Annotated in this window: 20 protein-coding genes and 1 tRNA gene; 13 read left to right on the top strand and 8 right to left on the bottom strand. The window is 68.4% G+C overall.

The features are described 5' to 3' along the window. The first annotated feature begins 149 nt into the window (after window positions 1-149). Both ACWPXK_RS04340 and ACWPXK_RS04335 read left to right on the top strand, forming a co-directional pair. Window positions 150-392, top strand: coding sequence for a hypothetical protein (locus ACWPXK_RS04340; protein ID WP_040686056.1), 243 nt, complete (start codon window positions 150-152; stop codon window positions 390-392). 209 nt (window positions 393-601) lie between these two features. Further along, window positions 602-1,276 carry a Crp/Fnr family transcriptional regulator gene (locus ACWPXK_RS04335; protein ID WP_019044571.1) on the top strand — a complete coding sequence of 225 codons (675 nt, stop codon included), beginning with the start codon at window positions 602-604 and terminating at the stop codon, window positions 1,274-1,276. 282 nt (window positions 1,277-1,558) lie between these two features. Here the strand turns inward: ACWPXK_RS04335 and ACWPXK_RS04330 are convergent, their stop codons facing one another. Genes ACWPXK_RS04330 through ACWPXK_RS04320 form a run of 3 tightly spaced genes read right to left on the bottom strand, consistent with a single transcriptional unit; the run spans window position 1,559 to window position 3,043 of the window. Then, entirely contained in the window at window positions 1,559-2,350 is a 792-nt protein-coding gene (locus ACWPXK_RS04330) for an MBL fold metallo-hydrolase (protein WP_454194685.1), read from the bottom strand. A 57-nt stretch (window positions 2,351-2,407) separates the two neighbouring features. Next, complete coding sequence (locus tag ACWPXK_RS04325) at window positions 2,408-2,866, bottom strand: RidA family protein (protein WP_454194684.1); 459 nt, start codon at window positions 2,864-2,866, stop codon at window positions 2,408-2,410. Between the two features lie 12 nt (window positions 2,867-2,878). Then, complete coding sequence (locus ACWPXK_RS04320) at window positions 2,879-3,043, bottom strand: DUF4177 domain-containing protein (protein WP_364326744.1); 165 nt, start codon at window positions 3,041-3,043, stop codon at window positions 2,879-2,881. Between the two features lie 294 nt (window positions 3,044-3,337). Here ACWPXK_RS04320 and ACWPXK_RS04315 point away from each other — a divergent pair, with 294 nt between their 5' ends. Both ACWPXK_RS04315 and ACWPXK_RS04310 read left to right on the top strand, forming a co-directional pair. Continuing rightward, complete coding sequence (locus ACWPXK_RS04315) at window positions 3,338-4,357, top strand: ArsA family ATPase (protein WP_454195438.1); 1,020 nt, start codon at window positions 3,338-3,340, stop codon at window positions 4,355-4,357. 17 nt (window positions 4,358-4,374) lie between these two features. Continuing rightward, window positions 4,375-5,493, top strand: a complete 1,119-nt coding sequence (locus ACWPXK_RS04310; protein WP_454195437.1) for an ArsA family ATPase — start codon at window positions 4,375-4,377, stop codon at window positions 5,491-5,493. A gap of 95 nt (window positions 5,494-5,588) precedes the next feature. On the opposite strand, the gene ACWPXK_RS04305 is transcribed toward ACWPXK_RS04310, so the two are convergent. After that, window positions 5,589-5,912 carry a WhiB family transcriptional regulator gene (locus ACWPXK_RS04305; protein ID WP_014981178.1) on the bottom strand — a complete coding sequence of 108 codons (324 nt, stop codon included), beginning with the start codon at window positions 5,910-5,912 and terminating at the stop codon, window positions 5,589-5,591. A 367-nt stretch (window positions 5,913-6,279) separates the two neighbouring features. Here ACWPXK_RS04305 and ACWPXK_RS04300 point away from each other — a divergent pair, with 367 nt between their 5' ends. Next, window positions 6,280-8,649 (top strand): penicillin-binding protein, encoded by a 2,370-nt coding sequence (locus ACWPXK_RS04300; protein WP_454194683.1) that lies wholly within the window; start codon window positions 6,280-6,282, stop codon window positions 8,647-8,649. Window positions 8,650-8,775: 126 nt separating this feature from the next. On the opposite strand, the gene ACWPXK_RS04295 is transcribed toward ACWPXK_RS04300, so the two are convergent. Continuing rightward, window positions 8,776-9,240, bottom strand: a complete 465-nt coding sequence (locus ACWPXK_RS04295; RefSeq protein WP_364326733.1) for a GatB/YqeY domain-containing protein — start codon at window positions 9,238-9,240, stop codon at window positions 8,776-8,778. 133 nt (window positions 9,241-9,373) lie between these two features. On the opposite strand from ACWPXK_RS04295, the gene ACWPXK_RS04290 reads away from it, so the two are divergent. From ACWPXK_RS04290 to ACWPXK_RS04275, 4 genes are all read left to right on the top strand, one after another. Then, window positions 9,374-10,336 (top strand): metallophosphoesterase, encoded by a 963-nt coding sequence (locus ACWPXK_RS04290; RefSeq protein WP_454194682.1) that lies wholly within the window; start codon window positions 9,374-9,376, stop codon window positions 10,334-10,336. Window positions 10,337-11,324: 988 nt separating this feature from the next. Beyond that, complete coding sequence (locus ACWPXK_RS04285; protein WP_454194681.1) at window positions 11,325-12,428, top strand: hypothetical protein; 1,104 nt, start codon at window positions 11,325-11,327, stop codon at window positions 12,426-12,428. Window positions 12,429-12,488: 60 nt separating this feature from the next. Continuing rightward, window positions 12,489-12,562 (top strand) — tRNA-Pro (locus tag ACWPXK_RS04280). Window positions 12,563-12,754: 192 nt separating this feature from the next. Next, window positions 12,755-13,483, top strand: coding sequence for an SDR family NAD(P)-dependent oxidoreductase (locus ACWPXK_RS04275; RefSeq protein ID WP_454194680.1), 729 nt, complete (start codon window positions 12,755-12,757; stop codon window positions 13,481-13,483). Window positions 13,484-13,491: 8 nt separating this feature from the next. Here ACWPXK_RS04275 and ACWPXK_RS04270 read toward each other — a convergent pair whose 3' ends face one another. Beyond that, on the bottom strand, window positions 13,492-13,950 hold the full coding sequence (locus ACWPXK_RS04270; protein ID WP_454194679.1) for a hypothetical protein: 459 nt from the start codon (window positions 13,948-13,950) through the stop codon (window positions 13,492-13,494). 185 nt (window positions 13,951-14,135) lie between these two features. Here ACWPXK_RS04270 and ACWPXK_RS04265 point away from each other — a divergent pair, with 185 nt between their 5' ends. The 4 genes from ACWPXK_RS04265 to ACWPXK_RS04250 all read left to right on the top strand — a co-directional run bounded on the left by ACWPXK_RS04265 (window position 14,136) and on the right by ACWPXK_RS04250 (window position 21,599). Beyond that, the gene (locus ACWPXK_RS04265; RefSeq protein WP_040773044.1) at window positions 14,136-14,843 is read left to right on the top strand and encodes a GntR family transcriptional regulator; all 708 of its coding nucleotides are present in this window, start codon (window positions 14,136-14,138) and stop codon (window positions 14,841-14,843) included. Window positions 14,844-14,855: 12 nt separating this feature from the next. Beyond that, the gene (gene uca, locus ACWPXK_RS04260; protein WP_454194678.1) at window positions 14,856-18,467 is read left to right on the top strand and encodes an urea carboxylase; all 3,612 of its coding nucleotides are present in this window, start codon (window positions 14,856-14,858) and stop codon (window positions 18,465-18,467) included. Next, a complete protein-coding gene (gene atzF / locus ACWPXK_RS04255) occupies window positions 18,468-20,195 on the top strand; it encodes an allophanate hydrolase (protein ID WP_454194677.1) in 1,728 nt (575 codons plus the stop codon). 168 nt (window positions 20,196-20,363) lie between these two features. Then, on the top strand, window positions 20,364-21,599 hold the full coding sequence (locus tag ACWPXK_RS04250; protein ID WP_454194676.1) for an FAD-dependent monooxygenase: 1,236 nt from the start codon (window positions 20,364-20,366) through the stop codon (window positions 21,597-21,599). Between the two features lie 119 nt (window positions 21,600-21,718). Here the strand turns inward: ACWPXK_RS04250 and ACWPXK_RS04245 are convergent, their stop codons facing one another. Further along, entirely contained in the window at window positions 21,719-22,309 is a 591-nt protein-coding gene (locus ACWPXK_RS04245) for a TetR/AcrR family transcriptional regulator (protein WP_454194675.1), read from the bottom strand. Beyond that, window positions 22,306-23,532 carry a cytochrome P450 gene (locus ACWPXK_RS04240; RefSeq protein ID WP_454194674.1) on the bottom strand — a complete coding sequence of 409 codons (1,227 nt, stop codon included), beginning with the start codon at window positions 23,530-23,532 and terminating at the stop codon, window positions 22,306-22,308. Before ACWPXK_RS04240 ends, ACWPXK_RS04245 begins: the two co-directional genes overlap by 4 nt. Window positions 23,533-23,610: the final 78 nt, after the last annotated feature.

The raw sequence follows: 23,610 nt of genomic DNA, 5'->3' as shown, positions 1-23,610 counted from the left end.
AGGGCTCGGAGTCGGACGGAAGGCCGTTCCCGGCGGCGATGGAGGGGGAGACGCGCACGCGTCCACCATACGGAACCGCCGACCAACGTTGCCCTTCCAGTTCAGTTGCCGTGTTCCATCTGAGACCTGGACCGTGTTTACTGCTCGTCATGCAAGGACTCGCTGTGGTGCTCTTCCCAGTGGTGTTGATGCTGTTCGCACTGGGTATGGAGCGGGTCGAGAATCGGCTCCGCAAGCTTCTCGAACCCGACGAAGAGGTTCAGCAGTACCTGGACAAAGCAAGCAACGCCGAAGTGAAGGAGCTGACGAAGCTCGGTCTGCCTGCCGCCGTGGCCCGGATGCGCAGGCGCCGCTCCCGCGGCGAGGAACTGGACGTGGCCCGCGCGAGTTGACGCGGCGGCCGGCGGAAGGTTCCCGGATCGGGTAACTCGGAAGGCGCCCGCGGTCGCCGCTGATCACACTGGTACGGTTCTGCGCTGCGCCACGCAATCCACTCGTTACGTGGTGTCCGTCACTACGCTGTCATCACGCCGCGTAGACTGCGCTGTTGGCCGAGTCGCTTCGGTCCGGTACAGAGCCATTTCCCATAAGGAGCACATTCGTGGACGAGGCCCTCGCCAGAGCAGGCATCTTCCAGGGCGTCGAGCCCACTGCGGTGGCCGCCCTCGCCAAGCAACTTCAGCCGGTGGATTTCCCGCGCGGCCACGTCATCTTCAACGAGGGTGAGCCGGGCGACCGGCTGTATATCATCACGTCCGGCAAGGTGAAGATCGGCCGTCGTTCACCCGATGGCCGCGAGAACCTGCTGACCATCATGGGCCCGTCCGACATGTTCGGCGAGCTGTCGATCTTCGACCCCGGCCCGCGTACCTCCACCGCCACCACGGTGACCGAGGTGCGCGCGGTGACGATGGACCGCGACGCCCTCAAGGCCTGGATCGACCAGCGGCCCGAGATCGCCGAGCAGTTACTCCGCGTGCTCGCCCGCCGCCTGCGCCGGACCAACAACAACCTGGCCGACCTGATCTTCACCGACGTTCCCGGCCGGGTGGCCAAGGCCCTGTTGCAGCTCGCGCAGCGGTTCGGCACCCAGGAGGCGGGCGCCCTGCGGGTCACCCACGACCTGACCCAGGAAGAGATCGCCCAGCTGGTCGGCGCCTCCCGCGAGACCGTCAACAAGGCGCTCGCCGACTTCGCGCACCGCGGCTGGCTGCGGTTGGAGGGCAAGAGCGTGCTCATCTCCGACTCCGAGCGCCTCGCCCGCCGAGCCCGGTAACGCACGAACGTCGTACGGCACGCCGGATTCAGCGCTCCACTGAACCCGGCGTGCCGCCGTTTCCCGCCTTAGCGCGGAGCCGTACGGATTCCGTCATCAGTCCGCGCCTGGCCGAGCGAATGCTCGAGGTAGCCGCACATGCGCCGGGCCGAGCGAACGCTCGAGGTAGCCGCACATGCGCCGAGCCGAGCGAACGCTCGAGGTAGCCGCACATGCGCCGGGCCGAGCGAATGCTGGAGGTAGCCGCTCATGTGCCGGGCCGAGCGAATGCGAGGCAGCCGCCTAACCGTGCACGCGTAGATAGTCCAGCTGGGCCTGCACCGAGCTGCGGGCGGCCGGCCACAGCCGCTTGTCCACGTCGGCGTACACCCGCCGCACCACCGCCATCGCGCCCGCGTCCGCGCCGAGCACTCGCAACGCCTCCCGCACTTGGTCGAGACGCTCGTGCCGATGCGCGATGTAGTAGCGCGCGACCGGCTCCAGGTCCGGATGATCCGGGCCGTGCGCGGGCAGCAACGCCTTGCCCCGGCCCGCCTCGACCAGGCGGTCCAGCGACGACAAGTAGTCGGCCAGCGTGCCGTCGCTGGAATCCAGCACGGTGGTGCCTGCGCCGAGGATGGTGTCCCCGGTCAGCACCGCGTCGTCGAGGACGAAACTCACCGAGTCAGCGGTGTGGCCCGGCGTGTCCAGCACGGTGATCCGCAGGCCTGCGGCCTCGATCACCTCGCCGTCGGCCAGCGGCGCGTCCGAGCCGCGCAGAAAGCCGACGTCCTTGGCACGCACCGCTGTCCCGGTCAGCTCGGTGAGCCGATCGATGCCGCCGGTGTGGTCGTGATGGCGGTGCGTGATCAAGGTGAGGGCGATCTCACCTCCGGTGGCCTCGGCGATCGCGGCGCTGTGCGACTTGTCCTTCGGCCCCGGATCGATCACCACACAGTCCGACCGCCCCGGCGCCCGCAGAATCCAGGTGTTGGTTCCCTCCAGGGTCATCTGGCCCGGATTGTCGGCCAACAGCACCGACGCCGTCTCGGTGACCTGCCGGAGTTGCCCGTAGGCGGGGTGTGTCAACGTCATCGCAAACCTCGGATAGAACGGTGCCGGACACTCCGGCCCAGCGAACGGGAGGTACGCCTAGCGCACCTCGGCGATCAGTTCCACCTCGACCGGGGTGTTCTTGGGCAGTTCGGAGACCCCGACGGCCGAACGCGCGTGCTTGCCCGCGTCACCGAAGACCTGGCCGAGGAACTCCGACGCGCCGTTGATCACCACCGGCTGGTCACCGAATCCCGGTGCTGAGGCGACGAATCCGACGACCTTCACGATCCGCACCACCGCGTCCAGCCCCACCAGGTCGTGCACCGCGGCCAGCGCGTTCAGCGCGCACAACCGGGCGGCCTCCTTGGCCTCCTCGATCGAAACCTCCGCTCCGACCTTGCCGACCGCGGACAACCGGCCGTCCACGAACGGCAGCTGGCCGGAGGTGTAGACGAGCGACCCGGTGCGGATCGCGGGAACGTAGGCGGCGACTGGAGGCACCACCGGAGGCAGGGTGAGTCCGAGCTCGGCGAGGTTCTTCTCCCACTGAGTCACTGCGCCCCCGCCCTACTGCTTGGGCCGCTTGAGGTAGGCGACGTGCTGTTCACCGGTCGGTCCGGGCAGCACGGTGACCAGCTCCCAGCCGTCGGCACCCCACTGGTCGAGAATCTGCTTCGTCGCGTGCGTCAGCAATGGCACGGTCGCGTACTCCCACAGGGTCGTATCACTCATGTGCGAAGCGTAGCTCGCCCGCCTCTCCGGGACTTTAGGCCGTACTAGTGGGCGACGCGGGATCCGCGTTCAGGTCCTGCGTTGGATACCGCACAGGTTTGGGCGTACCCGGCGAGTTACCGATGTACGTACGAAATCAGTTGCCACGTTGGGTAGACCTACCAGGTGTCGCTGGACGAGCAACCGTGGGGCGCGGCAGGACCTGAGACTACCCCGCACCCACCCGTCTGGTACGGCCAAAAACTCGGAGGGGCCGACTGGAGATAGGCTCCGACCGTGGGAGTACCAACAGCAGTGCCGCTTTCGGCGGAGACGGGGCTGGACACACGGTGGCCGAAGCGCGCCGAGCAGGCCCGCTTGCACTACGTCTCCGGTAAGGGAGGCACGGGTAAGTCGACGGTCGCCGCGGCGCTGGCGCTTGCGCTCGCCGCGGGCGGGCGTCGTGTGCTGTTGGTGGAGGTGGAGAGCAGACAGTCGATCGCTCAGCTGTTCGATCTGCCGCCGCTGCCGCCGACCGAGACACGGATCGCCACCGCCGACGGCGGCGGCGAAGTGGTCGCGCTGGCGCTGGACATCGAGCACGCCTTCCTCGAATACCTCGAGATGTTCTACAACCTGGGCTTCGCGGGGCGGGCGATGCGCAGAATGGGCGCCATCGAGTTCGTCACCACGATCGCGCCCGGGCTGCGCGACGTCATCCTGACCGGCAAGATCAAGGAGTGCGCGGTCCGCGTGGACAAGTCCGGTCGGCGGGTCTACGACGAGATCGTGGTGGACGCGCCGCCCACCGGTCGCATCGCCAGCTTCCTCGACGTCACCAAGGCGATGCTCGAGGTGGCCAAAGGCGGGCCGATCGCCTCCCAGGCCGAAGGCGTTTCGCGGCTGCTGCACTCCGACGAGACCATGGTTCATCTGGTCACCCTGCTGGAGGCGCTGCCGGTGCAGGAAACCGCCGACGCCGTGGCCGAACTCACCGCCGCCGACCTGCGCATCGGCACCGTGATCGTGAACCGGGCGACCGAAGGCCAGCTGCCGCATGACCTGCGCGCGCGGGCCGCCCAGGGCGATATCGACGGCGACGCCATTCGCGCCGGTCTGACGTCCGCGGGGATCACCTTGTCCGACGACGACTTCCGCGGCCTGCTCACCGAAACCGTCGAGCACTCCGCCACTCTGCAAGCACAGGACGACAGCGCCGAGGAACTGGCCAAGGTCGACATCTCGCGGCTCTATCTGCCTGCCCTCCCGGACGGGATGGATCTGGGCGGACTGTACGAATTAGCCGAACACCTCAGCGCGCAGGGGGTCCGATGAGCAACCCGACCCACCCCATGGCTGCCCCGCTGGACATTTCCCGGATCATCGCCGATCCCTCGGCTCGCGTGGTGGTCTGCTGCGGCTCCGGCGGCGTCGGCAAGACCACCACGGCCGCCGCCATCGCGCTGCGCGCCGCCGAGCGGGGACGCAAGGTCGTGGTACTCACCATCGACCCCGCGCGCAGGCTGGCCCAGTCACTCGGCGTCGCCGACCTGGACAACGCCCCGCAGCGGGTGGACCTCGGGCCGGAGGCGAAGGGTGAACTGCACGCGATGATGCTCAACATGCGTCGCACGTTCGACGACATGGTGCTCGAGCACACCAGCCCGGAAAAAGCGGAGCAGATCTTCGCCAACCCCTTCTATCAGACCGTGGCCTCGTCTTTCGGCGGCACACAGGAATACATGGCGATGGAAAAGCTGGGCCAGCTCGCCCACCGGGGCGAGTGGGACCTGATCGTGGTCGACACCCCGCCCTCGCGAAACGCCCTGGACTTCCTGGATGCTCCCAAACGACTCGGCAATTTCCTCAACGGCCGCATGATCCGGGTGATCATGGCGCCCGGTCGCGGCGTCACCCGGTTGGTGACCGGCGCGATGAGCCTGGCGGTGCGCGGCGTGTCCACCATCGTCGGCGGGCAGATGCTCAAGGACGCGTCGAACTTCCTGCAGTCCCTGGAGTCGCTGTTCGGTGGCTTCCAGGAGCGGGCCGACCGCACCTACGCGATGCTGTCCAAGCCCGGCACGCACTTTCTCGTGGTCGCGGCGCCGGAACCGGACGCTCTGCGGGAAGCCTCGTTCTTCGTCGACCGGCTCTCCACCGAGCGCATGCCGCTGGCGGGGCTGGTGCTGAACCGCACGCATCCGGTGCTCAGCTCGCTGCCGGCCGATCACGCGCTCACCGCCGCCGACCAGCTCGAGCAGGACGACCCGCTCACCGCGGCGGTGTTACGCGTGCACGCCCGCCGCGTCGCGACCGACAAGCGGGAACAGCATCTGCTGCACCGCTTCACCGGCGCGCACCCGCGGGTGCCGATCGTCTCGGTCACGGCGCTGCCGTTCGAAGTATCCGATCTCGACGCGCTGCGCGTGGTGGGCGATCAGCTCACTCGAACGACGCGGGCTACCGCCTGATACTTAGGCGTATCCGCTATATCTCGAATGGAAATACCGGTCCTAAAACGAAACTGAGCCCGCTTGCGCGGGCTCCGTTTCGGGGTTCACTGGGACTACATCGCCACTTGATGCTGGCGCTGGGCCTGGAAGAAATCGGCCCATGAGGTTACCTCCGGATGCTGCTTCAACAGGGCGCGGCGCTGGCGTTCGGTCATGCCGCCCCATACGCCGAACTCGACGCGGTTGTCGAGCGCATCGGCGCCGCACTGCATGAGCACGGGACAGTGCCTGCAGATCGTCGCGGCTTTGCGCTGTGCCGCGCCGCGGACGAACAACTGATCGGGATCTACTTCCTTGCATCGGGCCTGGGCTACCCAGGCGATCCTTGCTTCGGCCTGCTCCACGTCCAATCGAGCGATGGGGGTTGTCATGTGCATTTGGTGTGCCCCTTTGCAGTCCGAACACCGGGTCAACGGCGCTCCAGAATCGCGTTGTCACCACGCAGCACCCAAACCCCGCTGCGAAGTGCACCACATTCCACTTTGAGTGTTAGCTCTATCACACTGGGTTCTCAATCTAGGTAAAGGTATGGCGCTTGCGCAAGACCGTCCCGAGATTTTTTGGTACGTCCGTGCCTGCAAAGTGGGGCGCACACAGGACGGTCAGGCAGATTGCGCGCGCGCCGTCATCCGACACGCCGAACGCGCTCGCGCGACACGCCGATTCCGGTTCCGGAACAACCAGTTCCAGGCGTCGGACAAATGCCGCCAGGAACGCTCGAATCCCAACCCGTAATCTTGTTTCGTGCCGATCACACATACGCTCGCACGGCTGGCCGGCAGTTGCGTGCTGGCCTCCGTGCTCGTCGCCGGGTTGTTGTTCCCGCTCGCCGGCGGCTTCGGATTCGTCTCCAATCGAGCCGCCGACGCCGTCGACAACGTCTCCGCGGAGCTGGTCGAGGGGACGGTGCCCGCGGTCTCGACCATGGTCGACGCGGCGGGCAATCCGATCGCCTGGCTGTACGAGCAACGCCGCTTCGAGGTGCCGAGCGACCGGATCTCCAACGACATGAAGCTGGCGATCGTGTCCATCGAGGATCGCCGCTTCGCCGAGCACGAGGGCGTCGACTGGCAGGGCACGCTGCGCGCGTTCCTCACCAACACCACCAGCGGCGAGGTGCAGCAGGGCGCCTCGACGCTGGATCAGCAGTATGTGAAGAACTTCCAGCTGCTCGTGGTCGCCAAGACCGACGCCGAGCGACGCGCCGCCATCGAGACCACGCCCGCGCGCAAGATCCGGGAGATCCGGATGGCGCTGACGCTGGACCGCGAGCTGACCAAGGACGAGATCCTCACCCGGTACCTGAACCTCGTCCCGTTCGGCAACTCCTCCTACGGCGTGCAAGACGCCGCGAAGACCTACTTCGGCGTCGACGCGGCCGAGCTGAACGTCTCGCAGGCCGCGATGCTGGCGGGCATGGTGCAGAGCTCGTCGAAACTGAACCCGTACACCAATCCCGACGGCGTGCTGGCCCGGCGCAACACGGTGCTGGACACCATGATCCAGAACATCCCGAGCCGCGCCGACGAGTTCCGCGAGGCCAAGACCAAGCCGCTGGGTGTGCTGCCGGAACCCAAGGGTCTGCCGCGCGGCTGCATCGCCGCCAACGATCGCGGCTTCTTCTGCGACTACGCCCTGCAGTACCTGGCCAACGCGGGCATCAGCCGCGAGCAGATCGACAAGGGCGGCTACCTGATCAGGACCACCCTCGATCCCGCCGTGCAGGACTCGGTCAAGCGGGCGGTGACGGACGCGGCCAACCCGAACCTGGACAACATCGCCGAGGTCATGTCCGTGGTCGCGCCGGGACAGGACTCGCATCCGGTGGTCGCGATGGCGAGCAGTCGCACCTATGGCCTGAACCGGGACGGGAACGAGACCGTGCAGCCGCAGCCGTACTCGATGGTCGGTGACGGCGCCGGCTCGATCTTCAAGATCTTCACCACCGCCGCGGCCATGGAGAAGGGCCTCGGCATCAGCGCCGAGCTCGACGTGCCGGGCCGCTTCGAGGCCAGGGGCATGGGTAACGGCGGCGCGCGCGGTTGCCCGCCGGCCACCTACTGCGTGGAGAACGCGGGCAGGTACAAGTCGCCCATGTCGGTGACCGAGGCGCTGGCCACATCGCCGAACACCGCGTTCGTCAAGCTGATCCAGGCCGTTGGCGTCACCCCGACCGTCGACATGGCGATCCGGCTTGGCATGCGCTCGTTCACCGAACCGGGCTCCTCCGGTCACGGCAACCAGAGCCTGGCCGACATGATCAAGGACCAGAACCTCGGCTCGTTCACCCTCGGCCCGGTCGCGATCAACCCGCTCGAGCTGTCCAACGTGGCCGCGACGCTGGGTTCCGGCGGCCGGTGGTGCCCGCCGAACCCGATCAAGGAAGTCATCGACCGCCAGGGCAAACAGGTGCCGCTGACCCAGCAGGCGTGCGAGCAGGTCGTCGAGCCGGGCTTGGCGAACACCCTCGCCCATGCGATGAGCAAGGACGACACCGCGGGTACCGCGACGGCCGCGGCCCAGTCGGTGCAATGGAACTACCCGATGTCCGGTAAGACCGGTACCACCGAGAGTCACCGCTCCTCGGCCTTCCTCGGGTTCACCAACGCGCTGGCCGCCGCGGCCTACGTCTACGGCGACAGCCCGACGCCCGGCGAAATCTGCTCGTTCCCGCTGCGCAACTGCGGCGACGGCAACCTGTTCGGCGGTAACGAACCGGCCCGCACCTGGTTCAACGCGATCAAACCGGTGATTCCGCTGTTCCCGCCGCCCGCGCTGCCACCGCTGGACGACAAGTACGTGCGCGGCGCCAACAACGCCCAGGTGCCCGACGTCGTCGGCAAGACGCAAGCCGAGGCCACCGCCGCGCTGGTCGCCGCCGGCTTCCAGGTGTCGCCGGTGACCGGCCCCGGTGACCGGCCCAAGGGCACCGTGATGGGGACCGCGCCGAACGGCTCGGCCATTCCCGGCTCGGTGATCACGCTGTACATCAGTGACGGCACCGTACGTGCCGCACCCCCGCCGGGTCCGCCACCGCCGCCGCCGGGAGCGCCGGGGCTGCCGCCACTGCCGCGGCTGCCACCTATCCCGATCCCGATTCCGCTCCCCCGCTGAGCAGACGAAAGGGGCCGCGAACCTGGTTCGCGGCCCCTTTCTGCATTGCATTTGCGCCGCTCCCTGGCCCTCCGTGGCCACGCAAGCTACCGCCTCCGGGCCTGAGGTCGCGGCGCGGATTCGCTGCTACAGCCGCGCCTTCACCGCGGCCGAGATGCGCGAGCCGTCGGCTTTGCCCGCCGCCAGTCCGGTGGCGATCTTCATGACCTGGCCCATCTGGCGCATGCCCGGCCGCTCGCCGATTTCCTCGGCGACCTGCGCGATGGCGGTATCGGCGAGATCGGCGACCTCGGCGTCGGTCAGCTGGGTCGGCAGGTACTCGTCGATGATGCGTGCCTCGGCGTGCTCGTTCGCCGCCAGCTCGCCGCGCCCGGCCTGCGTGTAGACCTCGGCCGATTCGTTGCGCTTCTTCGACTCCTTCTGCAGCACGGCGATGACCTCGGCGTCGGTGAGCTCACGCGCCTCGGTGCCGGCGACCTCGGCGGTCTGGATCGCCGACAGCAGCATCCGCAACGTGGAAAGGCGCAGCGTGTCCTTGGCTTTCATCGCGGCGGTCAGGTCCGCGCGCAGCTGCGATTTGAGTTCCGACATGCCGCTCACGGTAGCCGCTTGGGCGCGGCGGTCCCACTACATTCGCCGCGGCGTCCGATTTCCTGAGCACGAACTGGTCGCTTGTGCGGAAACACACTCGGCGCTCCTGAGCGAGGTCACCTATGCTGGGCAAATGCCCGTGATCTCGACCTCTGCTGTACGCACGACCGCGCTGGGAGCCGCCGGGGCCGCGGTGGCCGGAATCGGCTACGCCTCGCTGGTCGAACGCAACGCCTTCATTCTCCGGGAGGCGACCATGCCAGTGCTGGCGCCGGGGTCGTCGTCGCTGCGGGTGCTGCACCTCAGTGATCTGCACATGATGCCGGGTCAGAAGCTCAAGCAGCAGTGGTTGCGGGAGCTGGACCGGCTGGAACCCGATCTGGTGATCAACACCGGCGACAACCTTTCGCATCAGAAGTCGGTGCCCGCGGTGGTCCAAGCCCTCGGCGGACTGCTTTCCCGTCCTGGTCTTTTCGTTTTCGGCAGCAACGACTACTTCGCGCCGGTGGCGAAGAACCCGCTGAAGTACTTCAAGAAGAACCACCGCCGCACCTTCGGCGCGCCGCTGCCGTGGAAGGACCTGCGCGCGGCCTTCACCGAGCGCGGTTGGCTCGACCTGACGCACGTGCGCCGCGACCTCGAGGTGGCGGGTATCCGGATCGCCACCGCCGGTGTGGACGACCCGCACCTGCAGCGCGACCGCTACGACACCATCGCCGGCGCCCCGAATCCGATGGCCGACCTGCGGATCGGTCTCACCCACTCGCCCGAGCCGCGGGTGCTGGACCGCTTCGCCGAGGACGGATACGACCTGGTGCTGGCCGGACACACGCACGGCGGCCAGCTGTGCCTGCCCGGCTACGGCGCGCTGGTCACCAACTGCGGTATCGACCGGTCCCGGGTGAAGGGTCCGTCGAAGTGGGGCGAGCACACCCAGTTGCACGTCTCCGCGGGCGTCGGTACCTCGCCATGGGCGCCGTACCGATTCTGCTGCCGTCCGGAGGCAACCCTGTTGACGCTGGTCGCCGCACCGCCGAAACGGCCGGGAGCCGACACGGGCCACGGTGTGTCGACATCGGAGGCCGTCGCCCGCTAAGTGTGTGTCGGAGAACTCTGCCGGTGCCCTGTGGCAGACTGCCCTCTATCCGGGACGCACAGCGTCACCCTGCCCTGGGTCCGGGAACCCGAAGCGCGAGCCCCGGTGACCAATGTCCGTGGACGGGATGGGCTCTGGCCCGCACTTCGGTGCGGGTGAAACCAGCCCGGCCAAGGTATGGGAAGACTGGGAGCGAGGGTCAGCGAGTGAACCGAAAACACAACGCGCCCTCGCGCACGACGGAGCCGATCGCCAGCGAGGCGCAGTCGTGAGCGGATTCGACGGACAGCGCGACGATCCGGCGGGCGCGCCGTCCGAAGCACCGCAACCCTTTTCGCAGTGGCAGCCGACCGGCGTGGAGCCACTCGGGGTGAACCAACCGCCGCGCCCTGTCACACCATGGCGGCGTGACTCCAATGAACAAGCGGTCGACCATGATTCGGAGCAGCGGCCGAGCACGGGCGGATTCCGGCAGACGGAGTATCCCCCGACGTCGCAGTGGCCCGGTTCGCACGCGACGGGTGACGGACCCGCACCGTCCTATCCCTGGCAGCCGGTCGGTTACTCCGGAGCCACCGGGAATGCGGGACAATCGCCGGACGCACAGCAACTAGGTCACCCGAATCAAACCTGGTCGGGGTCGACGGCACAGAGCGATCCCACGATGCAATGGGAGCCAGTTACCTCCGTTGACGGAGGCGAGAGCCGACCATCCAGCGCAGGGCAGCCGAATCCCCAGCCCGACCCGGCCATGCAGTGGCAGCCGCACGGACAACCCGTGCCGCCCCAGCCGGACCCGACCTTGCAATGGCAGCCGCACGGACAACCCGCGCCGCCCCAGTGGCAACCCGCCGCTCAGGGTGGTCCCGTCACGCCGCCGGATAGTGCTTCGGCGCCGAACACGGCCGATCCCACGATGATCGCCCAGTCGCTGGGTGACGGATCCCCACCTACAGAGCAGGACTCGAGCGGCCGCAACGATCCGACGATGCTGGCCCGGTCCCTCGGCGAGCACGCGTCGTCCGGGCAGTGGCCGCCGCATCCTGAGTCGAATCTCGGAACCACCGGGCAGGTGGATCCGACCATGCTCGCTCGACCGCTGGGTGCGTTCGGCCAACCCACACCCTCCGGCAGTCCGCACTCGACCCCGGAGCCGGGAGGGGTTGACGGTGCGGTCGTGCTCCGGCACCCGACCGCCGATCGGTTCGTGCAACAGAACTACCAATGGCAACCAGTAGGCGGGCCGGGACCCTATGGTTCTCCGCCGCCCGAGCAGTACCGGCCCGGCTACGGTCCACACGGCGGGTCCGGTGGACCGCCGCCGCCTTACCGCCCGAGCGGGAGCGGCCGGGGAAAGGCGGTGCTGCTGGTCGGGTTGGTTGTGCTGCTGGTGGCCGGTGTCGTGGTGGGCGCCGTGGTGCTGACCAAGAGTGGATCCAACGATTCCGCCCAGGGCAGCTCGCCCTCGCTGGTGAGTGCACTCACCTCGACTGGCTCGCCCGCACCGGCCACCAAGAGTGCGCCGACGACTACCGCCGGCCGGGCGAGCGACAAAACCCCGCTCATCCCCGGCTTCCAGGTGGTCGTGGCGCCCGATAACGGCGCCGCCTACGACGTGCCCGCCGACTGGACCATCGCCCCGCAGGACACCATCGGAGGCTTCGGTCACCCGCCCGACACCGTCGCGGGAAAAGGCTATGCCAGCGAGGGCAAGGGCTACTGCCCCGGCTCGACCCGCACGATCGCCTTCCTCACCGGCTCGGACACCGCCGATCCCGCCCGCGTGGCAACCGAACTCGGCACCAAGACCGCCACACTCGCCTACCAGGGCACTCCGGGCGGCACACCGGGCGCGCCCGTGCCGCTGGCGTCGCTGGACGGATCCCAGCACGGCGTGTTCGTGGAGACCACGGGCACCGTCACCGAGGCCAAGCCCGGCTGCGCGACGGCGTACTCCATCTACACCGCCGCGTTCCCCACCGACAGCGGAACCTTCGCCATGGTGATCGCCGCGGACACCGGCGTCCCACGCGCCCTCGACGCCGAGACCGCCAAGCGCATCTGCACCAGCATTCGCGCCTTCGAAGGCTGACTGACCTGCCGGTTTAACGTCTCACCCCGCGCTGTTGTAAGCTACTCCAGGTTCGCTTCACGGGGTGTGGCGCAGCTTGGTAGCGCGCTTCGTTCGGGACGAAGAGGTCGCAGGTTCAAATCCTGTCACCCCGACTCGTGTGGTTGAGACACGACACGGCTCCCAGCCTTCACCGGCTGGGAGCCGTTCTGTATTGCTCGGCGGAGCGGAAATCGCGCTCGCCATTGCCTGAACCCGACACGATGACGCTCGATGTGGCCGTCGTCTGGTATGCGAGCGAATACCATTCGCAGAACCAAACTCCGCAATCGACGAAAGGTCGGCAAATGAGCGAGCCTGTCGATAGTGTGCCCGCAGACAAACCGCTAGCCGGTAAAACCGCGCTGGTCACGGAGGCACACACCGGAATCGGCAAGAAGATCGCGAAAACGCTTGCCGCGCAAGGGGCGCAGGTCGTGGTTCACCATCCGCATATACCGGAGTGGGCGGCGGACGTGGTCAAGGAGATCACCGCCGCCGGTGGTGCGGCGCTCGGGCTGGCGGCGGACGTCGCCGACCCGGCCGAGTACCAGGAACTGGTGGAGGCACTGCTCGAGGACTGCGGTAGGTGGGACCTGCTCGTCCACACCGCGGCGGTGCCGGAGTCCGTGCCGTTCGCGCAGCTCAGCGCGGACGCGTTCGACGTCGGCTTCGCCGCAACGGTGCGGGGCGTGTTCCACGGGATCCAACTGGCCGCGCAACACCTCGCCGAGGCGGGCCGGATCATCACCGTCTGTGACTCCCCCACTCCGGACGGCGCGGTCTACGACGCGACCCGAGGCGCGGTCGAGCAACTCGGCCAGGCCGTGGCGCCGGAGTTCGTGGCGCGGCGGATCACCGTCAACACGATCAGCCATGGCGTCGGCGCCACCGACAACGCGGAACTCGCGACCGCCATCGCCGCGATGAATCCGGCCGAGCCCGCCGCGGTTGTGGCTTACCTGGCCGGCGAAGCGGCGAGCACGGTGACGGCGCAGGCCATCCGCTTGGGCGAGGCCGCCCAGGCGCCGCGGTAGACGGCCGATTACGCGACGACGTTCCCACCGAAGGAACTGAATCCACGCCCCTTCGCCTGGCAGGTCAAGCTGCCGTGGAATCCCACCGCACACGACGAGCCCGCGTGCTCGATGATCGGTCCCCACTGGCCCGAACCGGTCTTCACGTCGTAGATGCTGGGATTGCCGCCGGGCAGCGTGTACGGCGTGCCGGGGTCGAAGGTGGGGTGCGCGGGCAGCCAGGGCTGGTCGATCACCATTTCGCTCACTTTCACCGGCACCGGAATGTAGGAGTTGCCCACGTGGTAGCTCAGAAACAAGGGGTAGGCGAAATCGCATCCCACGGACCCGTCCCCGAAGATCGCGCAGTTGGTGCTGCCCGCCGAAAAATAGACCGTGCCCGCGTCGGCCTGGGCGTTCCCTGCCGCGATGAGCGGCGCCACCGCCGCGGTGGCGAGTGCTCCGGCGAACTTCGTGCTGCGCTTCATGCCTTGTCTCCTCGGTGAATTCGCTGACCGACCCGATAACTCTGTCGGCGCGGCGCCGGATTCCGTTTCGCGCCATCGAACACCCACCCCGGCACAGCGCCCCGACAGGCGCGGTGAGCAGACGCTAACGCGGCGATAACCTACGGACACGCCATCGACATCCGAGGTCAATAGCGTATACAGGCATGTCGACACGGATAGCCACTTTGGCGGACGCGGCGGGCAAGCCGCTGCGCGACGTGGTGTACGCGGCTCTGCGCAGCGAACTCATGAACGGGGACATCAAGTTCGGCGAACGGCTGACCGAGCCGAAACTCTCAGCGCGGTTCGGCATCTCACGCACACCGATTCGCGAAGCCCTGACCGTCTTGTGTTCGGACGGATTACTGCAACGGGAAGAATACGGCTTCAGCCCGGTGCGGCCGAGCATCCCGCTGATCCGCGACCTATATGAGCTGCGAATCACCTTGGAGCTGGGCGGTTTGCAGCGCGCCATGACCAATCCCGCCGTCACCCACGACCGGGAACTGCTGGAAGCCGAACGTGCCGCGTGGCTGGAACTGCGCGCCGATCCCCCGGAACAGGAACCGGGTTTCGTGGTGCGCGACGAGGAGTTCCACGTCACACTGCTCACCGCCGCGGGCAACACCGAGATGGTGCGCGCGCTGAAAGCGGTGAACTCGCGCATCCGCCACGTGCGGATGTACGACTTCATGGTCAACAACCGGATCGAGACCACCATCGCCGAGCATCTCGGCATTCTGGAAGCGGTTCTGGCGGACGATCTCCCACTGGCCTACCGGCTGCTGCACACGCACATCGGCGAGTCGCTGGACGTGGTGCTCGAACGCGTCACGCGCGCGATCGCGGCGATGTCGCTGGCCACCGATTAGCGGGGAGCGGCAGTGAGTCTGGAATTCGATACGGTCCTCGTCGCCAATCGCGGGGAGATCGCGTGCCGCATCATGCGCAGTGCCAGGGCGCTCGGCTTGAAGACGGTGGCCGTGTACTCCGATGCCGACGTCGGGTCCGTGCACGTCGAAATGGCCGATGTCGCCGTGCATCTCGGGCCGAGCCCGGCGGCTGAGTCCTACCTGCGCGCCGATGCGGTGATCGAAGCGGCGCTGTCGACCGGGGCGGGTGCCATCCATCCCGGCTACGGATTTCTCTCGGAAAACGCGGATTTCGCCACCACGGTGACCGCGGCGGGGATCGCGTTCGTTGGGCCTACCCCGGAGCAGCTGCGCGTCTTCGGTGACAAACACACCGCGCGGGCGAGGGCGCATGCGGTCGGCGTGCCGCTCATCCCGGGTAGCGATCTGCTCGATTCGGCCGATCATGCGGTCGTGGAGGCGGAGCGGATCGGCTTCCCCGTGATGCTGAAGGCGGTCGGCGGCGGTGGCGGCATCGGCATGCAGGCATGCTTCGGCCCGGACCAGCTGCGTGCCGCCTACCAGCGCGTGCAGCGCCTCGCGGCGGCGAACTTCAGCTCGACCGGCGTCTTCCTGGAACGTTTCGTGGCGCGGGCGCGGCACGTCGAGGTGCAGTTGTTCGGTGACGGCCACGGCCGGGTCGTCAGTCTCGGCACCCGGGACTGTTCGCTGCAACGCCGCAACCAGAAGGTGATCGAGGAGGCTCCCGCGCCCGGACTCGGCGCGGAGCTGACGGAGCGCTTGCTCGCCGCTTCGCGAGAACTCGGCCGCTCGGTCGGCTACCGGTCGGCGGGGACGGTCGAGTTCGTCTACGACGCCGACCACGACACCGCCTCGTTCCTGGAGATGAACACCCGCCTGCAGGTCGAGCATCCGGTCACCGAAGCGGTCACCGGGGTCGACCTGGTCGAATGGATGCTGCGGCTGGCGGGCGGCGATACCTCGATGGTGGACGAACAACCCGAGAGCGGGCCTGCGATCACCGGTCACGCGGTGGAGGCACGCGTCTACGCGGAGGACCCGGGCCACGATTACCGGCCCAGCGCGGGCCTGGTGACGTCCGCGCAGTTCCCGGCCGACGTCCGGGTCGACACGTGGGTCGACACCGGCTCGGAGATCAGCCCGTACTACGACCCACTGCTGGCCAAGGTGATCAGCTCCGGCGCGAACCGCGCCGACGCCTTCGCCGCGTTGCGCGCCGCGCTCGGCACGACGCGCATCTATGGCGTACAGACCAACCTGCCGCAACTACGTCAGGCGGCGGACGACGCCCGGGTTCTGCGCATCGAGCACACCACGACCACACTGGCCGAGATCCGCCCGGCCGGGCATCGCATCGACGTGCTGCGCGGCGGGACGATGACCACGGTGCAGGACTATCCGGGCCGAATCGGCTTGTGGGAGGTCGGCATTCCGCCGTCCGGCCCGATGGACGATCTCTCGTTCACCCTCGCCAACACCGCGGTCGGCAATCCGATCGGCGTCCCCGCGCTCGAATGCACCTTGCAAGGACCGCAATTGCGCTTCGCCGACGCCACCACCGTCTGCGTGACCGGCGCGCCGACTCCCGTGACGGTCGACGGCCGCCCAGTGGACATGTGGGAGCCCATCACCGTGCCCGCCGGTGGCGTGCTCGATATCGGCGCGCCCACCGACACCGGTTTACGCACCTATTTGGCGGTGCGCGGCGGTATCGACGCTCCGCTCTATCACGGCAGCGCCGCCACCTTCACGCTCGGCGGATTCGGCGGTGTCACCGGAAAGGCGATTGCCACCGGCGACGTACTCGGCATCGCCCGGATCACGGGCGACGCGCTCGGCCCGCCCGCCGCGGTGCCGCCGGACGAGCGGCCGGAATTCACCCACGACTGGCGCCTCGCCGTCGGCGTGGGACCACAGACCGCCCCCGCGTACTTCACCGACGCCGACATGGCCCAGTTCTGCACGCATCCGTGGCGCGTCGGCAGCCATGCCAACCGCACCGGCATCCGCCTGGACGGCCCCAAGCCGACCTGGTCGCGCACCGACGGCGGCGAGGCCGGGCTGCACCCGTCCAACCTGCACGACAATCCCTACAGCGTCGGCGCGTTGAACGTCTCCGGCGACACGCCCATCCTGCTCGGTCCCGACGGCCCGAGTCTCGGCGGCTTCGCCTGCCCGCTGACGGTGGTGTCCGCGCATCGCTGGCGACTCGGCCAGCTCCGTCCCGGTGACACGGTGCGGTTCGTGCCGGTCGACGACGACAAAGCGGCCGAATTGCGCTCCTCCAACAGCAGCCGCGTGCCCGACCTCGTCCCGGATTCCCTTGCAGCCCTCGCTGATCGCGGCATCTTGGGTGGCGTCGAGGCGTCCTCGGACCGTCCGCGCGTGCGCTACCTGCGCGGCGGGGACGACAACGTCCTGGTGGAGTACGGCGAGATGGTGCTCGATCTCGGGTTGCGCATGCGGGTGCACGCGCTCACCGAAGCACTCGCGGCGGCCCGGCTTCCCGGGATTCTCGACGTGACCCCTGGTGTCCGGTCCCTGCACATCCATTTCGATCCCGTGGTACTTCCGCAGTATCGGCTGCTCGGCACGCTGGCCGACCTCGAACTCGAGCTGCCCGCCACCACCGACCTGGTGGTGCCGAGCCGCACCATTCGGCTACCGCTGTCGTTCGACGACCCGTCCATCGCCGAGGCGATCGACCGCTATCGCAGCGGCGTGCGCGACACCGCGCCCTGGCTGCCGTCGAACGTCGAGTTCATTCGTCGCGTCAACGGGCTCGACAGCGTCGAGGACGTGCGCACCACCGTGTTCGACGCCGAATACCTGGTGCTTGGTCTGGGTGACGTGTATCTCGGTGCGCCGCTGGCGGTTCCGCTCGATCCGCGCCACCGCCTGGTCACCACCAAATACAACCCGGCCCGCACCTGGACGCCGTCCGACGCCGTCGGTATCGGCGGCAAGTACCTGTGCGTCTACGGGATGGCCTCGCCGGGCGGCTACCAGTTGATCGGCCGCACCGTGCCGATCTGGTCGAGCTACCGGCAATCCGCGCCGTTCGAACCGGGCACGCCTTGGCTGTTCCGGTTCTTCGATCGCATCGTCTGGGAACCGGTGAGCCCGGAGCAACTGCTCGAGTACCGGGCGGCGGCCGAGGCGGGCCGGTTCGACGCGGAGGTGAGCGAGGGCAGCTTCGCCCTGGCCGACCATGTTCGGCTGCTGCGCACCGAGGCCGACTCCATCGCCGAGTTCGAAAGCAGGCAGGCCGCCGCGTTCGAGGCGGAGAAGGCGGCGTGGCGCGCGGCGGGCGAATTCGAACGCACCACCGTCGCCCCCGTCGCCGCACCGATCGCCGATCCATTGGCCGGCCTGCCCGCGGACGCGACCGTGGTGACCGCGCCGATGATCGGCAACGTCTGGCGGGTGGAAGTCGAAGCGGGACAACGGCTCACGGCTGGCGCGCCGGTCGCCGTGCTGGAGGCGATGAAACTCGAACTACCCGTGCACAGCCCCGGTGCCGGCACCGTGCTGAAGGTACTCACCGCACCCGGCGCCAAGGTGGAACCGGGCACACCCCTAGTAGTGATCGGAGTCGACTGAATGCCCCCAGGCGTCCTAGGCAGCCCTGCGGCCGACCCCGTCGAACGAGTCGCGGCCGCCTATCGGCGGATAGCCGAGGTGGATCGCCCGGAGGTGTGGATCACGCTGCGGCCGGAAAGCGAGGTCGCCGCCGAAGCGGCCGTGGTCGCCGAGCGGCTCGCCGCCGGTGCGACCTTGCCGCTGGCCGGGCTGCTGGTGGCGGTGAAGGACAACATCGATGTGGCCGGTCTGCCGACGACCGCGGCCTGTCCCGAGTTCGCCTACACCCCGGAGGTGACCGCGGCGGCGATCGAGCGATTGATCGCGGCGGGCGCGCTCGTGCTGGGCAAGACGAACCTGGACCAATTCGCCACCGGGCTGGTCGGGACGCGCAGCCCGTACGGCCCGGTGCGCAACGCTCTCGACCCGGAGCTGGTGTCCGGCGGGTCGAGCTCGGGGTCCGCGGCGGCGGTGGCACTCGCCGTCGCGGACCTCGGTATCGGCACCGACACGGCGGGGTCCGGACGGGTGCCCGCCGCGCTGCACGGGATCGTCGGCGTCAAGGCCACGTTGGGCGTCATCCCCGCGCATGGAACCGTGCCCGCCTGCGCGGATTACGACGCCGTCACGGTGTTCGCCGCCGACCTGGATCTGGCGGTGACCGCCGCCGCGGTGATGGCCGGGCCGGAGCCGCGGGACCCACGCAGCCGGACCTGGCCCGCCGACGTCCGGCTGTCCGCTCCACTCGCGCCGCGCATCGCCGTGCCGCGTGCCGAGGACTTGGCCGCGCTCAGCGAGCCGTATCGGGAGGCATTCGCCCGGACCGTCGCCGGGGTCGCCGACACGGGCGCGAAAACCGAAGAGATCGACATCTCCGTCCTGCTCGACGCCGCGCTGCTGCTCTATGACGGCGCGATCGTCGCGGAACGTTACGCGGCGGTGGGCGCGTTTCTCGATACCGCACCGGCGGGCGCCGACCCCACGGTCGCCGCCATCGTCGGCGCGGCACGAGAGAAGACCGGACCCGCGTTCGCGGCCGACCTCGACACGCTCGCCCGCGCCAAAGCGGCAGCCGCCGAACTGCTGCACGGCTTCGACGCCTTGCTGCTGCCCACCACTACCGAACACCCCAGTATCGCTGCCGTGCAATCGGACCCGATCGGGATCAACCGGCGGATGGGCACCTACACCAACTTCTGCAATCTGCTGGATATGGCCGCTGTCGCCATCCCGGGCGCACCGACCGCCGACGGTGCGCCGTTCGGCGTCATGCTGGTCACTCCGGCCTTCGCCGACCAAGTGGCCGTAGACCTGGCCGCTCGCCTGCTCGGCGACGAAAGCGCGCCGCTGCTGGTCGATCGCGGCGTCGACCTGGCCGTCTTCGGCGCGCACCTGCGCGGGCAACCGCTGCACTGGCAGCTCGAGCAACTCGGCGCCCGCTTCCTGGGCGAGATCCGGACCACCGACGCCTACCGCCTGACCGCGCTGGACACCACACCGCCCAAGCCGGGCCTGGTGCGTCACGGGCCCGGCCTGGGCGCACCGATCGCGGGGGAACTCTTCCGGGTATCCGAGGCCGGGCTCGGCCGCTTCCTCGCCGACCTCCCCGCTCCCATGGCGCTGACCAGCATCGACCTTGCCGACGGCCGCAGCGTCATCGGCTTCACCTGCACCCACGACGCCGCGCGTACCGCCATCGACATCACCCGCTACGCCAGCTGGCGAACCTACCTCCACCACCGCACATAACACCCCCACGAGTGGCACATGGTGGTGGAGTCCTCTCGGACTTCCCCGCGACCATGTGCCACTCGTTCTCGTACTCGTTGATTTAGACGTTTGTTCTAGACAAGTGTGCCAGGGTCTGTTAGACATATGTCTGAGACGTTTGAATAATCAGTGGAGTCGAGGGAAGTCATGAGCGCCAAGTCCGTAATCAGCCAGCTTCGAGTGCTCGTCGCCGGTGGCGGTATCGGCGGCAATGCCGTTGCGCTGCAATTGGTCCGGGCCGGTATCCGGGCCACCGTCGTGGAGCGTGCCGCGGCGCCGCGGCCGGGCGGGCAGGCCGTCGACCTACGCGGGCCGAGCCGCGAGGTGGCCGAGCGGATGGGGATGATGCCGGGTATCCGTGACTGTCAACTCGACGAGCGCGGCATGAAGTACGTCGACGACGCGGGCCGCGAGATCCTGCGCATGCCCGCCGAGCTGTTCGACGGCAAGGGTGCGGTCGCCGAAATCGAGATCACCCGTGGCGATCTGAATCAAGTTCTGCTGGATCTGCTCGCCGCCGAGGGCGGCGTCGACTACCGCTACGGGGAGTGGATCACCGCGATCGAGCAAGACGACGCGGGCGTCGACGTGACCTTGGCCTCCGGCACCACCGAGCGATTCGACATCGTGATCGGCGCGGACGGATTGCATTCCGCGACCCGCCGTATGGTGTTCGGCCCGGAGCAGCAGTTCGCCACCTACCTGGGCGGATACATGTCCTTCTTCACGCTGCCGCGGCCGGAAGACCTGGAGCCGCACTGGTTTACGATGCACTCGCTGGTCGGCGCCACCGGCTTGGGCATGCGCCCCGATGCCGATCTCGGCACCTGCAAAGCACTTGTCGTGATTCGTGCCGAGGCGAATCCCGCACTGCGCCGGGATGTCGAAGCCCAGCAGCAGTTCATTCGCGAGCGACTGGCCGGTGGCGGCTGGGAGTCCGCCCGCATCGCCGCGGCGATGGCCGACGCACCGGACTTCTACTTCGACGAGCTGGCGCGCATCGACATGCCGAGCTGGGTCCGGGGCCGGGTGGTGCTGCTCGGCGACGCGGGCTACTGCGGCTCGCCGCTGACCGGGCAGGGGACGGCCATGGCGCTGGTCGGTGCGTACGTCCTCGCCGGCGAGATCGCCGCCCGCGCTGCCGATCCCGAACGTGGCTTGGCACGCTACGAAGAGGTGCTGCGCCCCTTCGTGAAAACGGCGCAGCAGTTGCAGCCGGGCGGGCTGAATGCCATGACGCCCAAGTCCCGCTTCGGCATTCGCGCGGGGCACCTGGTCAGCAAGCTGATGATGTCGAAGGCGATGCGGCCGGTCATGATGCGGATGCTCAGCAAGACCGAGTCCTACGACCTGCCCGACTACTCAGGGGTGACTGTCGCCTAGTGCCGCGTCCGGAAAGGTTGATGCGGTAACCCGCGATCCGGGGCGGCGGCCGCATGCTGGCCCAGATCGCGCGGCGCAGCAAGCGGCCGGTCCGGATACGGCGGGCGGATGCCGCCCCGTCAGTCGAGCACCGCCCGACCGTCGAGCAAGAAAGGCAGCACGAAGGTGCGTAGCATGGCGCGTTCCTCGTCTTCGCCCGCGCCGGGCAAGGTCAGCAGCGACACCATCGCGCGTACCACCCACTGGCCCACACGCTTGGCCGCGGTCGCGGACAACTCGGGACGGAATCCGGCGACGAAGTCCGTCGCGAGCGCGTCGACCACGCCCGGCGAATTCGCCAGCTGGGCAACGATTCCCGCGTTGGCCGGTTCGAACCAGACCGCCAGATGCGGCGTTTTACGCACCTCGGTCAGCAGCGCGGTCAACGTATCGAGCAGCTGCTCCTCCGGCTTCGCGCTCGCCGATACCGCCCGTTCCCGCCACACCCGCTGGACCAGTTGACGCGCCTCGCGCCCTGCGAAGGCGACGTAGAGCGCCTGTCGATTCTCGAAGTAGCGGTACAGCGTCGCCCTCGAACAGCCCGCGGCCTCGGCGACTTCGGCCATTCCCACTCCGCTGACCCCTTTGTCGATGAACAGCGCGCGGACCGCGTCGAGGATGCGCTCACCGGCCAGCTCGGCGCGGCCGTCGGCCAGCCAATCACCGCTCATGCCGCGCACCGGAACGGCACGGTGGTCGGCCTGCGGACGTAGGGACCGTTCGCGTACTCGACCGCCTCGATGTCGACCACGTACCTGGGGAACCTGTCGAGCAGTTCCTCGAGCGCGACGCGGGCCTGCATCCGGGCGGCGGCCGCGCCGAGGCAGTGGTGCGGCCCATGCCCGAACGTGAGGATGCGCTGCGGATTCCGGTCGACGTCGAGAGTGGCGGCGTCGACGCCGAAGGCCTGCTCGTCCCGGTTGGCGGACCCGAACACCAGCAGAACTTTGCGCCCGGCGGGCACCGTCTTTCCGGCCAGCTCCACATCATGCGTGGTGGTTCGTGCCAGCCCCTGCACCGGCGAGGTCAGCCGGGCGAATTCCTCCACCGCGATGCGAATCCGGTCCGGGTCGGCGGCGAGGGCGACGCGCTGGTCCGGATGCTGTTGCAGCAGTTGCACCGCGCCGCCGAGCAGACCCGTCGTGGTGTCGTTTCCGCCCGCGACCATGGTCCAGGTGTAGGCCAGGATTTGAACCAGTCCGCGCACATCCGTGTCGTCGGCGGCCATCCCCGCTCGGACGAGTAGAGACACGGTGTCGTCCCCGGGATCGGTGCGGCGCCGCTTGATCAGCTCGGCGAAGTACCCCATCATCTCCGCCGACGCCGCCCGGGCTCGCGTGTTCGTGCGGTCGATGCTGCCCGCGACGACGGCGTCGGTCCACCCGTCGAACCGCGCCCGGTCCTGCGCGGGCACGCCGAGGTAGTGCGCCACGACCATGCTCGGCAGCGGCTTGAACAGCTGCTTCACGATGTCACCGCCACCATGGCCCGCTATGTCGTCCAGCCGATCGCGCACGAATCGGCGGACCACCGGTTCGACCTCCTCCACCTGGCGCGGCGTGAACCCACGGGCGACCAGTTTGCGAAAGTCGGTGTGCCGCGGCGGGTCCTGCATCACCAGCGGCGGATCGTCGGTCAGACCGAGTTCGTCGAGTTCGCCGTATTCCACGGTGAGTCCGTCGCGTGAGGAGTACGTCTCGCTGTCGCGCGCCGCCGCGTACACGTGCTCGTGCCGGGTGAGCACCCAGTAGTCGTTCTCCGGTCGCGCGGCCGGAACGACGTGATGCACCGGGTCCTGCTCGCGCAGCGCGGCGTACATCTCCCACGGCGACGCCCAAGTCGAGCCGGAACGAAGTTCGAAAACGGGAGCCGTCCGATACGCAACGTTCACCATGTATCGACGGTAAGACAAAATATCGGAACTGTCTAGAACGGGTTCCAGATTGGTCGGCCGGGCCGATCACGCTCACCA

It is taken from the genome of Nocardia sp. Marseille-Q1738 (assembly GCF_965283145.1).
The sequence above is the reverse complement of the archived record's forward strand: the minus strand, read 5'-3'. Positions and strand labels throughout refer to the sequence as shown.

Coding starts and splice junctions, on each gene's coding strand:
- ACWPXK_RS04340 (WP_040686056.1), top strand. CDS start 150: ATGCAAGGACTCGCTGTGGTGCTCTTCCCAGTGGTGTTGATGCTGTTC.
- ACWPXK_RS04330 (WP_454194685.1), bottom strand. CDS start 2,350: ATGACGTTGACACACCCCGCCTACGGGCAACTCCGGCAGGTCACCGAG.
- ACWPXK_RS04320 (WP_364326744.1), bottom strand. CDS start 3,043: ATGAGTGATACGACCCTGTGGGAGTACGCGACCGTGCCATTGCTGACG.
- ACWPXK_RS04310 (WP_454195437.1), top strand. CDS start 4,375: ATGGCTGCCCCGCTGGACATTTCCCGGATCATCGCCGATCCCTCGGCT.
- ACWPXK_RS04305 (WP_014981178.1), bottom strand. CDS start 5,912: ATGCACATGACAACCCCCATCGCTCGATTGGACGTGGAGCAGGCCGAA.
- ACWPXK_RS04295 (WP_364326733.1), bottom strand. CDS start 9,240: ATGTCGGAACTCAAATCGCAGCTGCGCGCGGACCTGACCGCCGCGATG.
- ACWPXK_RS04290 (WP_454194682.1), top strand. CDS start 9,374: ATGCCCGTGATCTCGACCTCTGCTGTACGCACGACCGCGCTGGGAGCC.
- ACWPXK_RS04285 (WP_454194681.1), top strand. CDS start 11,325: ATGCTGGCCCGGTCCCTCGGCGAGCACGCGTCGTCCGGGCAGTGGCCG.
- ACWPXK_RS04275 (WP_454194680.1), top strand. CDS start 12,755: ATGAGCGAGCCTGTCGATAGTGTGCCCGCAGACAAACCGCTAGCCGGT.
- ACWPXK_RS04270 (WP_454194679.1), bottom strand. CDS start 13,950: ATGAAGCGCAGCACGAAGTTCGCCGGAGCACTCGCCACCGCGGCGGTG.
- ACWPXK_RS04265 (WP_040773044.1), top strand. CDS start 14,136: ATGTCGACACGGATAGCCACTTTGGCGGACGCGGCGGGCAAGCCGCTG.
- atzF (WP_454194677.1), top strand. CDS start 18,468: ATGCCCCCAGGCGTCCTAGGCAGCCCTGCGGCCGACCCCGTCGAACGA.
- ACWPXK_RS04250 (WP_454194676.1), top strand. CDS start 20,364: ATGAGCGCCAAGTCCGTAATCAGCCAGCTTCGAGTGCTCGTCGCCGGT.
- ACWPXK_RS04245 (WP_454194675.1), bottom strand. CDS start 22,309: ATGAGCGGTGATTGGCTGGCCGACGGCCGCGCCGAGCTGGCCGGTGAG.
- ACWPXK_RS04240 (WP_454194674.1), bottom strand. CDS start 23,532: ATGGTGAACGTTGCGTATCGGACGGCTCCCGTTTTCGAACTTCGTTCC.